We start from the raw sequence: 13,458 nt of genomic DNA on the forward strand, positions 1-13,458 counted from the left end.
GTCCCGTATCCTGACAGCCACGTCCCCTCCCGAAAGGCACTGCTGGTGGAAATCCGTATCGGAATCGTCAACACCCCGCGCGAGCTCAACTTCGAGTCCTCGCTGTCCGTGGCCGAGGTCGAGAAGACGGTGACCACCGCGCTCGAGGCGGGCGCCAAGGTCCTCCGCCTGCGCGACGAGAAGGGCAAGATCTACATCGTCCCCACCGAGACCATCGCCTTCGTCGAGGTCGGCTCCGAGGAGTCGCGCCGCGTCGGCTTCGTCGCCTAGCCCCTCCCGCACGGTCACGTCGTGGAGCTCCTCTTCGTCACGCTCGGCGGGATCCTCCTGGGCCTCGCCGCCCGCTACGGGCTGCCGCACCGGCACCTGCACGGGTCGGTGCTGATCCCCGCGCTCGGCGGCGTCGTCGCCGCCGTCGTCTGGGTCGCGCTGACCTGGGCCGGTCTGCCCTGGGACGGCGGACTGATCTGGATCCTCGCGCTCGGCCTCGCGGCCGTCGCGGTCCTCGCGGCCGACGTCGCGCTTGGCCGGGCGCGCACCCGCCGCGACGACGCCGCCCTCGAGGCGATGCTCGCCGGCCGGGTCGCCCCGGACCGCGTCGCTCCCTGAGCGCCGCCCACCACCACGCGAAGGCGCGGGAGTCCCGGACTCCCGCGCCTTCGTCGTTCCCGGGCCCGGGGCCTCAGGCCGGCAGCGCCTCGACCCGCTCAGTCGCTGCGAGCGCCTCCGCCAACGCCGCGCGGATCGGCTCCACGATCGGCAGCACCCCGGCGAACTCCGCGGCCAGCCGCTCGGCCGCCGCGCTGAGCGGCCCGCCGCCGATGATCACCGCCTCCGCCCCGCCCGCCTGCGCCCGCAGCACCGCGGCGTGCAGCTCGCCGTGCAGCCGGTCCGGGTCCTCGAGCTCCTCCGCCGGCGACGCCGTGAGGAAGCAGCCCGCATAGGCGTCGAGGCTCCCCGCGTCCGCGACGAGCGCCCGGAGCACCGGCTCGAGCCGGCCGGTCGTCGTCGCGATCGCGAACCGCCGGCCGCCCGCGCTCGCGGCGCGCACGGCCGCGGCTCCGATGCCCACGACCGGCAGCCCCGTGGCCTCCGCCGCCTCGGCGGCACCCGGATCGCCGAACGCGGCGACCACGATCGCGTCGGGTGCGTGCAGCAGCACCGCGCGTCGAGCCGCAGTCATCACGTGCGCCGCCGCGGCGGAGAGAGCGGAGGGCGTCGTGATGATCGAGGGCCCCTGCGCCACCGTCTCCCCCACGATCCGGACGTCCTCCCCGCGCACCGCGTCGCGGGCGACGGCCACTAGCAGCCGGGTGGTCGCGACCGAGGTGTTCGGATTCACGACGACGACCGTGCGCTGCACGCTCAGTCCTCCGCCATCGGGCGGCCGACGGTCTCGCGCGGGAACTGCACGGCGATCGCGCAGATCGCGAACAGCCCGGCGAGGAGGGCGAACATCCCGCCGACCCCCGAGGCGTCGAGCACGGCGCCGGCGAGGAGCGGGAACAGTCCGCCGGAGAGCGAGCCGAGGGCGAGGATCACCGAGGTGCCGAGGCCGCGGATGCGCGTGGGGTACTGCTCCGGAGCGAACAGCCAGATGGTGGTGTTGAGCACGATCACCGAGAAGTTGAAGAGGAAGCCGAAGACGAGCACCAGCGCGACGGTGGTGCCGAGGAAGCCGAAGCCGAGACCGGCGCCGATCCCGAGCAGGGCCGCGACCGTGAGCGTGAGCTTGCGCGGCAGCCGGCGGGCGGCGAGCGCCGCGACCAGCGCTCCGACGAGCGAGCCCGACTGCATCACGAGGGTATACCAGAGCGCACTGGTGATGTCGAAGCCGCGAGAGGTGAGGATCAGCGGGATCAGGGTGAGCATCGAGATCTGCGCGGCGTAGGACATGCAGACCGCGACGCCCAGGGCGATCGTGGTGCGGCGGTGGCGGCGGCCGAAGAGCTCGGTCCAGCGCGGGGTGCTCACGGCGGTGACGGGTCGGTCGGCGGCACCGCCCAGGTAGTCCACCTCGTCGGTCACGGGGCGGTGCAGCCGGCCCTGAGCGAGACGGTTGATCACGGTGTTCGCCTCGGCGACGCGGCCCCGGGCGGCGAGGTAGCGGGGAGTCTCGGGCAGCGCGCGCCGGTAGACCACGACCGCGAGGGCGGGGATCACCAGGATGCCGAAGAGCCAGCGCCAGCGGTCGTCGCCGGTGAAGACCGAGAAGACGATGACGCCGAAGAGCGGGGCGAGCATGTTGCCGAGTCCGGCCGCGGCGACGTTGATCAGGCCGACGGCGGTGCCGCGGTGCTTGGCGGAGAAGAACTCGGCCAGCATGATGACCGCCGTCGCGATCTCGCCGCCGAGGCCGAGGCCGACCAGGAAGCGCGCCGCGACCAGGATCTCGTAGCTGGGCGCGAAGGCACAGAGCAGCGAGCCGACGGCGAAGATCATCAGGTTCGCGCCGAGGAGGGTGCGCCGCCCGATCCGGTCCATCACCACTCCGGCGAGGACCCGGCCGAGCGCGACCGCCGTGAAGGTCGCCGTGTTGAGCAGGCCGATCTGCGCGCCGGCGAGTCCCCAGTCGGCGGCGAGGATCGGGCCGGCGACGCCGACCGTGTTCTGCTCGATCGCGTCGAAGAAGACGCCGAAGAGGATCATCGCGACGATGCCCAGGTGCGCGCTCGTGACTCCGATGCGCGAGTAGGCGGCCTCGATGCGGTCGCCCATCGTCGTGGCGGGGGGCGGATTGGTGACGGTGCTCATGGGGCGGGTCCTTCCGGCGGAGTGGCGAGGGAGGCGCTCGGTATACCGAGGCACGTCGATCACGGTAGATCCGATCCGGCGCCAGGGTGTTTCGGGCAGATGAAGACGGCGTTACAAGGGCCGACGGGTCTCTCCTGCACCGCCCGCTACCCTTCGAGGACGGAGAACGGGTAGACCGACAGGAGCGCCGATGCCGACGAAGAGTCCCGCGCAGACGATGTCGCAGCGGGTGTACGAGGAGCTGCGCGCGCGCATCCTCGACGGCCGGCTGCCCGCGGGCGAGCCGATCCGCGAGCGCGATCTCGCGACCGAGCTCGCCGTCTCGCGCGTCCCGATCCGCGAGGCGCTGCCCTGGCTCGAGCTGGCCGGCCTGGTCACGGTGCGCCCGCGCAGCACCGCCGTCGTCTCGATCGTCCGGCGGCGCGACGTCGAGGAGCTCTACGACATCCGCTCGGCGCTCGAGCCGCTCGTGGCCCGCAAGGCCGCGGAGGCGGTGGCCCGCGGCGCCGACGCCTCGGCCCTGACCGCCGTCGTCGCCGACGCGAGCGCCGCCCTCGCCGCCGGCGACCTCGCGCGCTTCCACTCCGAGAGCGGCCGCATCCACGGCGCGATCGAGGCGATCGCGGGCAACCGGCTCCTGATCACCACGATGCAGCCGCTCGACGAGCGCAGCAACCGTCTCAACATCGCCAACATCCAGGCGGAGCCGGGCGTCCGGCACGACGAGCACGTGCGCCTCGCGGAGGCGATCGCCGCCGGCGACGCCGCGCTCGCCGTCTCCGTCGCCCACGCTCACGTCGAGTGGGGCCGCGCCCGCACCGTCGCCACCCTGGCCCACGTCCCCGGCTTCATCGACGACTGACGCAGCGGCGGCGCACGTCCTCCGTACTGATCGACCAGCCAGCGGCGGTCGCCTCCATGCTGATCGAGTAGCCCGCGCAGCGGGCGTATCGAGATCCACCACCGCAGGGAGTCGGGTCTGCAGAACCCACTCTCCGGAGGACGTGGGTCTCGATACGCCCCTCCGGGGCTACTCGACCAGCATGAGGCGCGGCACAGGCCGAGCTCCGGCACGCGGATCTCCCTCGGGCACGCGGGAACGGGCGAATCCCGCGAGCCGGAGGTGATTACGCGAGCCGGAGGCGACGGACCCCGTTCGACACCCGCGCCGAGGCGTCAGGCCGTCAGGCCGAGCGCATCCATCCGGCGGGTGTGCGAGGCGATGAGCTCGGTGAAGACCGGCTCGATCCGGGACTCGTCGGAGTCGGGGTTGCCCGAGCCCATCAGCGCCGAGCGCGCGACGAGCAGCGTGTCGCCGACCAGGCGGCGCCCCCAGACCGCGAGCCGGGAGCCGAGGCGCTCGTCCGCGGCGATCTCGCGGCGGAGGATCGCGACCAGGCCGTCGACGCCGGTGTCGGCGCCCAGCGTCTGCGCCATCCGCGGCCCGACGTCGTTCGGCAGCCCGCCGGTGAGCCGGATGAAGAAGTCGTCGAGCAGCCCGGCGGTGATGTACGCCGACAGCAGCGTCTCGTGCAGGTCGGCGCCGCGGGTGAGGTGCTCGAAGGTGTCGATGGCCGGCCGGAACGGCGCCATCGCCTCGCTCGGCTCGACGTCGCGCCGGCGCAGCTCGGCCACGACCGCGTGGTGCTTCGCCAGCGCGGTGCCGGCGGCGGCCGAGATCGCCTCCTTGTCGGCGAGGTCGTCCGTGCCCGCCACCCCGCGGGCCAGCGCCTCGAAGACGGCGAGCTGCAAGTAGGCCACCTGACCGAGGTAGGGCAGCAGCTGGGGGCTCAGGTCGGCCAGATCGACGCGGTCGCGCTTGCTCGTCGACTCTCCGCGCGGGGTCAGTCGGGGGGCTTCGCCGAGCGGACGTCGACGTCGGAACCAGGCTGCCATCCGATCAGTGTAGAGCGCGCGCCGCCCGCGGTTCCGGGCCCGAGGACCCCCGTGGCGGTAGACTCGCCGGGATGTCACCGGCGCTGGATCGGTGACCCTGCGCCCGAGTCGTACAGGGGCGTGGACCGTTCGACACGACAGGCGCTTCACTCCGTGACTTTCTCCGACCTCAACATCGACGACGACATCGTCGCCGCACTCGCCGCCAAGGGCATCCTCGAGCCGTTCCCCATCCAGGAGCAGACCATCCCGCTGGCCCTGCAGAAGCAGGACATCATCGGGCAGGCCAAGACCGGCACCGGCAAGACCTTCGGCTTCGGCCTCCCCCTCATCCAGGCCCTCGGCAACGACCCCGAGCCCGGCGTCAAGGCGCTGATCGTGGTGCCGACCCGTGAGCTGGCCGTGCAGGTCACCGAGGACATCGAGCTCGCCGCCTCGAACCGGCCGACCAAGATCGTCTCGATCTACGGCGGCAAGGCCTACGAGGGTCAGATCGAGCAGCTCAAGGCGGGCGCGCAGATCGTCGTCGGCACCCCGGGCCGCCTGCTCGACCTCGCCGGTCAGCGCCTGCTCTCGCTCGCGAGCGTGCAGACGATGGTCCTCGACGAGGCCGACAAGATGCTCGACCTCGGCTTCCTCTCCGACATCGAGAAGCTCTTCGCGCAGACCCCGGCCACCCGCCACACCATGCTCTTCTCGGCGACGATGCCCGGCGCGATCGTCGCCCTCGCGCGCCGCTTCATGAACAAGCCGATCCACATCCGGGCGACGGACCCCGACGAGGGCATCACGCAGGCGAACATCAAGCACATCGTCTACCGGGCGCACTCGCTCGACAAGGACGAGGTCATCGCCCGCATCCTGCAGGCCGAGGGCCGCGGCAAGACCGTCATCTTCACCCGCACCAAGCGCGCGGCCGCCCGCATCGTCGAGGAGCTCAACGACCGGGGCTTCAACGCCGCCGCCGTGCACGGCGACCTCAACCAGGAGCAGCGCGAGCGCGCGATGGCCGCGTTCAAGGCCGGCAAGAAGGACATCCTGATCGCGACCGACGTCGCCGCCCGCGGCATCGACGTCAACGACGTGACCCACGTGATCAACCACACGATCCCGGACGACGACCAGACCTACCTGCACCGCGTCGGCCGCACCGGCCGCGCCGGCAAGACCGGCATCGCCGTCACCTTCGTCGACTGGGAGGACCTGCACAAGTGGGCCCTCATCAACCGCGCGCTCGAGTTCGGCCAGCCGGACCCGGTCGAGACCTACTCCTCGTCGCCGCACCTCTACGAGGACCTCGCGATCCCCGTCGGCACGAAGGGCCGGCTGAAGCCGACCCCGATCCCCGCCGAGGCGAAGGCGGACGCCCGCCCCGAGCGCGCTCCCCGTCAGCGCGAGCCGCGGGAGCCGCGCGAGGGCGGCCGCGAGCCGCGCCGCCGCAGCCGCGGTGACGCCGCCGAGACCGCTCCCGCCGTCACCGAGGGCGAGCCGGTGCAGACCGGCCAGGCGCCCTCGAGCGAGAGCAAGGAGCACCACGACGGCAACAGCGAGCCCCGCCGCCGCACCCGCCAGCGCCGCCGTAGCCCCCGCCCGGACGGCTCGGCGTAGCAGCCGCTTCATGCTGGTCGAGTAGCTCCGCAGGAGCGTATCGAGACCCGGCCTTGAGCAGCGCAAGCTTCTGACGGCGGTGGATCTCGATACGCCCGCTCCGCGGGCTACTCGATCAGCATGCGGTGGCGCGGCTGCCGTCGACCGCCGCGGAGCATGCCGGGCGCGACCGCCGCCGACCAGCGGCGGACCATGCTGGTCGAGTAGCCGCGCAGCGGCGTATCGAGACCCGCCCGCCGTGCCGACGGCGCGGCTCAGCCCGCCCGCGCCGCCCCGCGGATCGCGTCGACGGTCGCGCGCGCCGTCGTGTTCTCGCCGAGCCGGTTCGGCTTGCCGGTGCCGTGGTAGTCACTCGACCCGGTCGTGACGAGGGAGTACCGCGCCGCCAACTCGCGCAGCCGCCGCTTGCCCGCGGCGGTGTTCTCCCGGTGCTCGACCTCGAGGCCGAAGAGCCCCGCGTCGACCAGCTCCGGCAGCATCGACTCGATCGCGATGCCGCGGGTGCTCGTCGCGGGGTGCGCGATCACGGGCACGCCGCCCGCGGCCCGCACGAGCCGCACCGCCTCGACCGGATCCGGGGCGTAGTGCGGCTGGAAGTAGCCCCCACGCCAGTCGAGGATCCCCGCGAACGCCGCCGAGCGGTCGGTCGCGAGCCCGCGGGCGACCAGGGCGTCGGCGATGTGCGGGCGCCCGATCGTGGTGCCGGGGCTGGTCTGCGCCAGCACGTCGTCCCAGGTGAGGTCGTAGTCGGCCGCGATCGCCGCGACGATGGCCTGCGCGCGGTGCGAGCGCTCCGAGCGGATCCGCGAGGTCTCGGCCACGAGGCCGGGGTCCTCCGGATCGGGGAGGTAGGCGAGCACGTGCACGCTCGCCCAGCCGACCCTCGAGGAGAGCTCCATCCCGGGCAGCAGGTCGATGCCCGCCTCCTCGGCCGCGGCGATCGCCGCCGCCCAGCCGCGGGTGGTGTCGTGGTCGGTCAGCGCGACGCCGTCGAGACCGGCCGAGGCGGCCGCGCGGACGAGCACCTCGGGCGGCTCGGTGCCGTCGGAGACGAGCGAGTGGGTGTGGAGGTCGTACCCGCCTCCGGGGACATGCATCCGGCCATCGTAGACGCGCGTCCTGCGGACTCCCCGGGACCGATGCCCTAGCCTGAGCCGGGATGGGGACACGACTGGTCAAGTTCGCGGTGGCGCTCGCAGTGGCGATCGTGCTGCTGGTGGTCGCGGCACCCGGCTTCTTCGGCCTCGCCGGTCAGACGCCCTTCGCGCAGCTGGTCTCGTTCCGCGCGGCCACCGCCCTGGCCGGGGTCGCCGGAGCCGTCGTCCTCGTCGTCGTCGCGGTGCTCGTCGAGCCCGTGCGCCGGCTCGCCCTCGTCCTCGGCGCCCTCGGCGTCGCCCTCGCGCTCGTGCTCGGCGGACTGCAGGCGGTCCGCGGCGACGACTCCGCCCCGCCCCGCGCGCACCGCCTCGGCGACCTGCGCGTCCTGAGCTGGAACCTCCTGCACGACGGCGTCCCCGCCGAGACCGTCGCCGCGCTCGCGGACGCGAACGCCGCCGACGCGGTCGCCCTGCTCGAGGTGTCGCAGGAGCGCGCCGAGCAGGTCGGAGACGCCCTCGCCGCCGCCGGCCGCCCGATGATCCTGCACCTGGTCCTGGGCACCGGGCCGAGCGACGGCACGGCGCTGCTGCTCTCGCCCGCCCTCGGCGGCTACTCGGTCGACGCGGCGAGCACGCCGACCGCGACCAGCGCCTCCCTCGTCGCCCGCCCCGACACCCCGGAGCGCCCGGTGATCGCGGCCGTGCACACCACCGCTCCGCTGCCCGCCCACGCGACCGAGTGGCGCAGCGACCTGGCCAGGTTGGCCGACCTCTGCACCGCCGAGGAGGACCTCGTCGTCCTGGGTGATCTCAACTCGACTCTCGACCACTGGTCGGCCCTCCCGGGCGACGCCGACCTCGGCGGCTGCACGGACGCCGGACGGCTCGCGAACGCCGCGGCCGTCGGCACCTGGCCGACGAGCCTCCCGCCGGCCCTCGCCGCTCCGATCGACCACGTGCTGTTCTCCGGTCGCTGGGACGTGTCCGGCTTCGACGTGCTGGACGACCAGGACGACGCCGGCAGCGACCACCGCCCGGTGCTCGCGCAGCTCTCCGTCCGCGGGATGGTCAAGGAGTCGTCCTGACCCCTGCCCCCTCAGCCCCGGCCGCCGTGTCGGGCGCAGGGAGGAGAATGGCGGCATGACGAACACGGACGAGCAGACCACCACCGCCGCACCGGAGACCGTCGCCGCCGCTCCCGCGCCGCGCGCGACCACGAACCGCTCCACGACCCCCGGCTCCGACCGGTTCCGCGACTTCATCGCGTCCGGCTGGGCCGAGCGCGAGGAGACCCTCCCCGCGCCGCGCGAGCAGGCCGCCTTCGCCGCGCGCCGCCGCGAGCGCCTCTCGGCCCTGCACACCGGCGTCCGGCTGATCGTGCCGGCCGGGCGGCTGAAGCAGCGCGCCAACGACACCGACTACCCCTTCCGCGCGCACTCCGCCTTCACCTGGCTGACCGGCTGGGGCTCGGACTCGGAGCCCGGCGCCGTGCTGGTGCTCGAGCCCGCGGGCGAGGGCCACACCGCGACGCTCTACTTCCGCGAGCGGGCCGGCCGCGACTCCGACGAGTTCTACGCGAACTCCGAGATCGGCGAATTCTGGATCGGCCCGCGCCCCTCTCTCTCGCAGGTCGCGGCCGACCTCGGACTCCAGACCCGGGGCATCGCGGAGCTCGACGCCGTCCTGGACGCCGGCGAGGCGCCGGTCGCGGTCCTCCGCGAGGCGGACCCCGTGGTCACCGCGCGCGTGGACGCGCAGACACCCGGCGCGGAGACCGAGGGCGACGCCCTCGAGCGCGACCTCTCCGAGCTGCGCCTGGTCAAGGACGAGTACGAGATCGCCGAGCTGCGCGCGGCCGTCGACGCCACCGCCCGCGGCTTCGAGGACGTCCTCGCCGACCTGCCCCGCATCGTCCGACACGAGCGCGGCGAGCGCCTGATCGAGGGCGTCTTCAACGGCCGCGCCCGCGCCGACGGCAACGCGGTCGGCTACGACACCATCGCCGCCGCCGGTGCGCACGCCTGCATCCTGCACTGGACCCGCAACGACGGGCCGGTGCGCCCCGGCGACCTGGTCCTCCTCGACGCCGGCGTGGAGCAGGAGAGCTACTACACCGCCGACATCACCCGGACCTTCCCCGTCGACGGCCGCTACACCGAGGCGCAGCGCCGCGTGCACGAGACGGTGCGGGAGGCGGCCGACGCCGCGTTCGCGATCGTCCGGCCCGGCATCCGCTTCCGCGAGGTGCACGCGGCCGCGATGGCCGTCATCGCCCGGCGCACCGCGGAGTGGGGCCTGCTCCCGGTGAGCGCCGAGGAGGCGCTCGAGGCCGACAACCAGCAGCACCGCCGCTACATGGTGCACGGCACCAGCCACCACCTGGGCCTCGACGTGCACGACTGCGCGAAGGCCCGCCGCGAGATGTACCTGGACGGGATCGTCGAGGCCGGCATGGTCTTCACGATCGAGCCGGGACTCTACTTCCAGCCCGACGACCTCACCGTCCCCGAGGAGCTGCGCGGCATCGGCGTGCGGATCGAGGACGACGTCCTCGTGACGGCGGACGGCGCCGAGAACCTGTCGGCCGGCATCCCCCGCTCCGCCGACGAGATCGAGGCCTGGATGGCGCGGCTGGCCGGCTGAGGCGCGACCCGGACGGATCCGGGTCGGGGTCGGCGGCGCTCAGGCGGCGACGGCCTCGACCGGGTTCTGCCGGGCGACGGCGTGCGCGAGCCCCTCGAGCAGGACGGCGAGCTGCCCGGCCGGCGCCGCCGGGTCCTCCGGGTGCCACTGCACGCCGACGATCGGCGCGTCCCGGTGCTCCAGCGCCTCGACGACGCCGTCCTCCGCTCGGGCGACGACCCGCAAGCCCGGGGCGAGGGCGTCGACCGCCTGGTGGTGCGCGCTCTGCACGGCGAGCGCCTCCGCGCCGAAGAGGCCGCCGAGGGTCGAGTCCGCGGCGAGCACCACGTCGTGGCGGTGCATGCGCTCGTGCACCGGTGCGTCGGCGTTGAGGTGCGCGGCCTCCGGGCCGAGGTCCGGGACGAGCGTGCCGCCGAGGGCGACGTTGACGATCTGGAGCCCGCGGCAGATGCCGAGCAGCGGGGTGCGGCGGGCGAGAGCCCGGCGGACCAGGGCGATCTGGGCGGCGTCGGCCTGCTCCGCGTGCGGGCCCTCGCCGGCGTAGCCGCGGGCGACGCCGTAGCGCTCGGGGGCGATGTCCTCGCCGCCGGCCAGCACGATCGCGTCGGCGCCGAGCGTGCGCTCGAGCAGCCGCGCGGTGCCGAGGTCCTCCGCCGCGAAGCGCTCCGCCTCCCAGCCGAGCTCGCGGGCGAGGCCGAGGATGCGGCCGTTGAGCATCTGCACGTAGGCGTGGTACTCGTCGCGTCCGGGGCGCGTCGAGGCGACTTCGACGATGGCGAGCGTTCCTGGCATGCCTCCATCCTGGGCACGGGCGGGCAGCGGGTCGAGCCGCGACGACACGGTCGGTAACACAGGGCCCGTACGATCACGGAGTGACCTCGCCGATCCCGTCCCTCCCGGAGCGGCTGCACCGCTCCCGCGCGGACGTCTCCGTCCTCGCGGGCACCACCTCCGAGCGCCAGGTGCGCCCGCTCCGCGAGGCGATCGAGGCGGCCTCCGAGCGCGACGACTCCGCCGCGGCCGCACTGCTCGACGCCGTCGAGGCGCAGACGGTGCTGCTGGAGCGCGCCGAGACCCAGCTGAGCGCTCTGGAGCGCTCGGTGCGCGACGACCTCGACCGCGCGGCCACGCTGACCGGTGTGCGGACCACCGCGCAGCTCGCCTCCGCCGCCGACGTCGCGACCGCCTGCGCCGCCGCGACCGCTCTGCTGCTCAGCGCCGACGACGCGCGCGCCTCGGACGTCCGGCACGACCCCTCTGTCGTCCTCGCCCTGCTGCTGGAGGCCGACGCCGCCCTCGACGCGGTGGTCGCCGGCTACCGCGAGCCGCGGGCGCAGGCCGAGCGGCAGCTGCTCCTCGTCGAGGGGGCCCGCACCGTCGCCCTGCTCGGGGCCGACGCGGTCGCCCTGCTGGCGGCCGTGCACGGCGAGCGGATCACCGCCGCACCGCGCATCCTCGCCGAGGAGACCCGCTCCCAGCTGGACGCCGCCCTGCACCTCGCGGCGGCCGCCCCGTCCGCCGCACTCGAGCAGGCGAGGGCCGCCGACGACCGGGCCCGCTCCGCGCTGGACGAGGCGCTGCTCGACCTCGACGGCCCCGAGGCGCCGTCCGCGGATCCGCTCGCGGGCACGTCCGGCGAGCTCCCGGCCGCCTGATCCGGCGAGGCCTCGACCCCCGCGAGCCGCGTGCCATAGTGAGAGCCATGGCCTCCTTCCTCGTCGTCCCCCAGTGGCAGGGGTCCGCCTCGACGCGGGCCATGCGCCTCGTCGACGGAGCCGAGGCGATCCGCGGCGATCTGCCCTCCTCCGCCACGGTCGTCGTCGACGTCCCGCCGGAGGCGGGCGACGCGCAGGACACCGGGGTCCGCCGCTACGCGTCCGTCGCCGTGACCGCCGAGCGGGTACGCGAGGCGCTGGCCGGCCGGCCCGGGCCGATCGTGACGATCGGCGGCGACTGCGGCGTGGAGTTCGCGGCGATCGGGCACGCGGTCCGCTCCTCCGCCGAGCCGGTCGCGCTGGTCTGGTTCGACGCGCATCCGGATGCGAACACGCCTGAGACCTCGCCGAGCGGCGCGTTCTGCGGCATGGTGCTCTCGGCCGTCCTCGGCCGCGGCGTCGGACTGCTCAGCGCGTCCGCCGCGGACCGGATCGCCGACGAGCACGTCGTGCTCGCGGGCGTCCGCGCCTCGGACCCGGGCGAGCTCGAGGGACTGCTCGAGCGCGGAGCCACCCACCTCGGCGTCGACGCGCTCGATCCGGAGGCGCTCGTCGCCGCCGTCGAGGCGACCGGTGCCGGCTCGGTCTACGTGCACATCGACCTCGACGTCCTCGACCCGGCCGAGGTCGCCGGTCTCTTCGACCCCGTGCCGTTCGGCGTCCCCGCCTCGCGGCTGGTCGAGTGCCTCGCCGCGCTGCGGGCCCGGTTCCCGCTCGCGGGCGCGGGCCTCACCTCCTTCGCGCCCTCCTCGCCGACCGCCGCGGTCGACGACCTGCCGACGATCCTCCGCCTGGTCGGCGCCACGACCCGCGGCGTCTGAGCACTCCGCGCCGTCCGAGCACCGGCCGGCACGTCGTCGGCCTGAGCGGCGACTCCGAATCGGCGCCCCGCCGCGACCCGTTGTCGGCGGCACCGGGCAAGATGGACGGACGCGACCCGAGCGGAGGACCGATGAGCGACGACCGGCGACGTGTGCGCACCGAACGGCGCGGGCACGTGCTCGAGATCGTCCTCGACCGGCCCGAGAAGCGGAACGCGGCCGACTTCCGGCTGCTGCGCGAGCTGGCCGCCGCCTACGGCGAGCTGGACCGCGATCCGGAGCTGCGTGCGGGCGTCGTCCTCGCCGAGGGCGCCCACTTCACGGCCGGGCTCGACCTGGCCGACATCGAGCCGCGGCTCGGCGGCGACGGTCTGGACTTCGTGCCGGAGGGCGGCCTCGACCCGTGGGCGATCCGCACCCGCCCGGTGGCCAAGCCCGTCGTGATCGGGCTGCAGGGCACCTGCCTCACCCTCGGCATCGAGCTGGCCCTCGCGAGCGACGTCGTCCTCGCCGAGGAGTCGACCCGCTTCGGGCAGATCGAGGTCGCGCGCGGCATCCTCCCCTTCGGCGGCGCCACGCTGCGCTTCCCGCGCGCGGCCGGCTGGGGCGACGCGATGCGCTGGATCCTCACCGGCGACGAGTTCGACGCCCGCGAGGCGCACCGGATCGGCCTGGTCCAGGAGGTGGTGGCCGACGGCACCGTCGCCGAGGCGGCCCGAGCGCTCGCCGAGCGGATCGCCGCGCAGGCTCCGCTCGCCGTCCAGGCGGCGCTCGCGAGCGCCCGCCTCGCCGTCGCCTCCTCCGACGCCGAGGCCGCCGCTGCGCTGCCCGCCGAGCTGGCACGCCTCGCCGCGTCGGACGACGCGCGGATCGGCATGCAGGCCTTCCTCTCCCGCACCCGAGCGGAGTTCACCGGCCGATGAG

Annotated in this window: 14 protein-coding genes; 9 read left to right on the top strand and 5 right to left on the bottom strand. The window is 74.5% G+C overall.

Features of this window, described 5'->3' with window-relative positions; genetic code table 11:
* The first annotated feature begins 45 nt into the window (after positions 1–45).
* On the top strand, positions 46–270 hold the full coding sequence (locus EDF22_RS11640) for a DUF3107 domain-containing protein (RefSeq protein WP_123447586.1): 225 nt from the start codon (positions 46–48) through the stop codon (positions 268–270).
* A 21-nt stretch (positions 271–291) separates the two neighbouring features.
* Entirely contained in the window at positions 292–609 is a 318-nt protein-coding gene (locus tag EDF22_RS11645; RefSeq protein ID WP_123447587.1) for a hypothetical protein, read from the top strand.
* A 73-nt stretch (positions 610–682) separates the two neighbouring features.
* Here EDF22_RS11645 and EDF22_RS11650 read toward each other — a convergent pair whose 3' ends face one another.
* On the bottom strand, positions 683–1,363 hold the full coding sequence (locus tag EDF22_RS11650; protein WP_221180920.1) for an aspartate/glutamate racemase family protein: 681 nt from the start codon (positions 1,361–1,363) through the stop codon (positions 683–685).
* Between the two features lie 2 nt (positions 1,364–1,365).
* The gene (locus EDF22_RS11655) at positions 1,366–2,754 is read right to left on the bottom strand and encodes an MFS transporter (RefSeq protein ID WP_243583074.1); all 1,389 of its coding nucleotides are present in this window, start codon (positions 2,752–2,754) and stop codon (positions 1,366–1,368) included.
* Positions 2,755–2,944: 190 nt separating this feature from the next.
* Between EDF22_RS11655 and EDF22_RS11660 the strand changes: the two genes are divergently transcribed.
* Positions 2,945–3,616 carry a GntR family transcriptional regulator gene (locus tag EDF22_RS11660; protein ID WP_123705105.1) on the top strand — a complete coding sequence of 224 codons (672 nt, stop codon included), beginning with the start codon at positions 2,945–2,947 and terminating at the stop codon, positions 3,614–3,616.
* A 314-nt stretch (positions 3,617–3,930) separates the two neighbouring features.
* Here EDF22_RS11660 and EDF22_RS11665 read toward each other — a convergent pair whose 3' ends face one another.
* Complete coding sequence (locus EDF22_RS11665; RefSeq protein ID WP_123447589.1) at positions 3,931–4,650, bottom strand: ferritin-like fold-containing protein; 720 nt, start codon at positions 4,648–4,650, stop codon at positions 3,931–3,933.
* 153 nt (positions 4,651–4,803) lie between these two features.
* On the opposite strand from EDF22_RS11665, the gene EDF22_RS11670 reads away from it, so the two are divergent.
* Positions 4,804–6,258, top strand: a complete 1,455-nt coding sequence (locus EDF22_RS11670; RefSeq protein ID WP_123705106.1) for a DEAD/DEAH box helicase — start codon at positions 4,804–4,806, stop codon at positions 6,256–6,258.
* 254 nt (positions 6,259–6,512) lie between these two features.
* Here EDF22_RS11670 and EDF22_RS11675 read toward each other — a convergent pair whose 3' ends face one another.
* On the bottom strand, positions 6,513–7,355 hold the full coding sequence (locus tag EDF22_RS11675; RefSeq protein WP_123705107.1) for a PHP domain-containing protein: 843 nt from the start codon (positions 7,353–7,355) through the stop codon (positions 6,513–6,515).
* Between the two features lie 62 nt (positions 7,356–7,417).
* Between EDF22_RS11675 and EDF22_RS11680 the strand changes: the two genes are divergently transcribed.
* Positions 7,418–8,440: an endonuclease/exonuclease/phosphatase family protein gene (locus EDF22_RS11680; RefSeq protein WP_123705108.1), complete on the top strand. Its 1,023-nt coding sequence runs from the start codon at positions 7,418–7,420 to the stop codon at positions 8,438–8,440.
* A 55-nt stretch (positions 8,441–8,495) separates the two neighbouring features.
* Entirely contained in the window at positions 8,496–9,998 is a 1,503-nt protein-coding gene (locus EDF22_RS11685) for an aminopeptidase P family protein (protein ID WP_123705109.1), read from the top strand.
* 39 nt (positions 9,999–10,037) lie between these two features.
* Here EDF22_RS11685 and EDF22_RS11690 read toward each other — a convergent pair whose 3' ends face one another.
* Positions 10,038–10,790, bottom strand: coding sequence for a gamma-glutamyl-gamma-aminobutyrate hydrolase family protein (locus EDF22_RS11690; protein WP_123447594.1), 753 nt, complete (start codon positions 10,788–10,790; stop codon positions 10,038–10,040).
* Positions 10,791–10,870: 80 nt separating this feature from the next.
* Between EDF22_RS11690 and EDF22_RS11695 the strand changes: the two genes are divergently transcribed.
* From EDF22_RS11695 to EDF22_RS11705, 3 genes are all read left to right on the top strand, one after another.
* Positions 10,871–11,653: a hypothetical protein gene (locus EDF22_RS11695; protein ID WP_123705110.1), complete on the top strand. Its 783-nt coding sequence runs from the start codon at positions 10,871–10,873 to the stop codon at positions 11,651–11,653.
* Between the two features lie 47 nt (positions 11,654–11,700).
* A complete protein-coding gene (locus EDF22_RS11700) occupies positions 11,701–12,534 on the top strand; it encodes an arginase family protein (RefSeq protein WP_123705111.1) in 834 nt (277 codons plus the stop codon).
* Between the two features lie 131 nt (positions 12,535–12,665).
* A complete protein-coding gene (locus tag EDF22_RS11705; protein ID WP_123705112.1) occupies positions 12,666–13,457 on the top strand; it encodes a crotonase/enoyl-CoA hydratase family protein in 792 nt (263 codons plus the stop codon).
* Position 13,458: the final 1 nt, after the last annotated feature.

The sequence above is a fragment of the Rathayibacter sp. PhB127 genome (assembly GCF_003751665.1).
Lineage (GTDB): Bacteria > Actinomycetota > Actinomycetes > Actinomycetales > Microbacteriaceae > Rathayibacter > Rathayibacter festucae.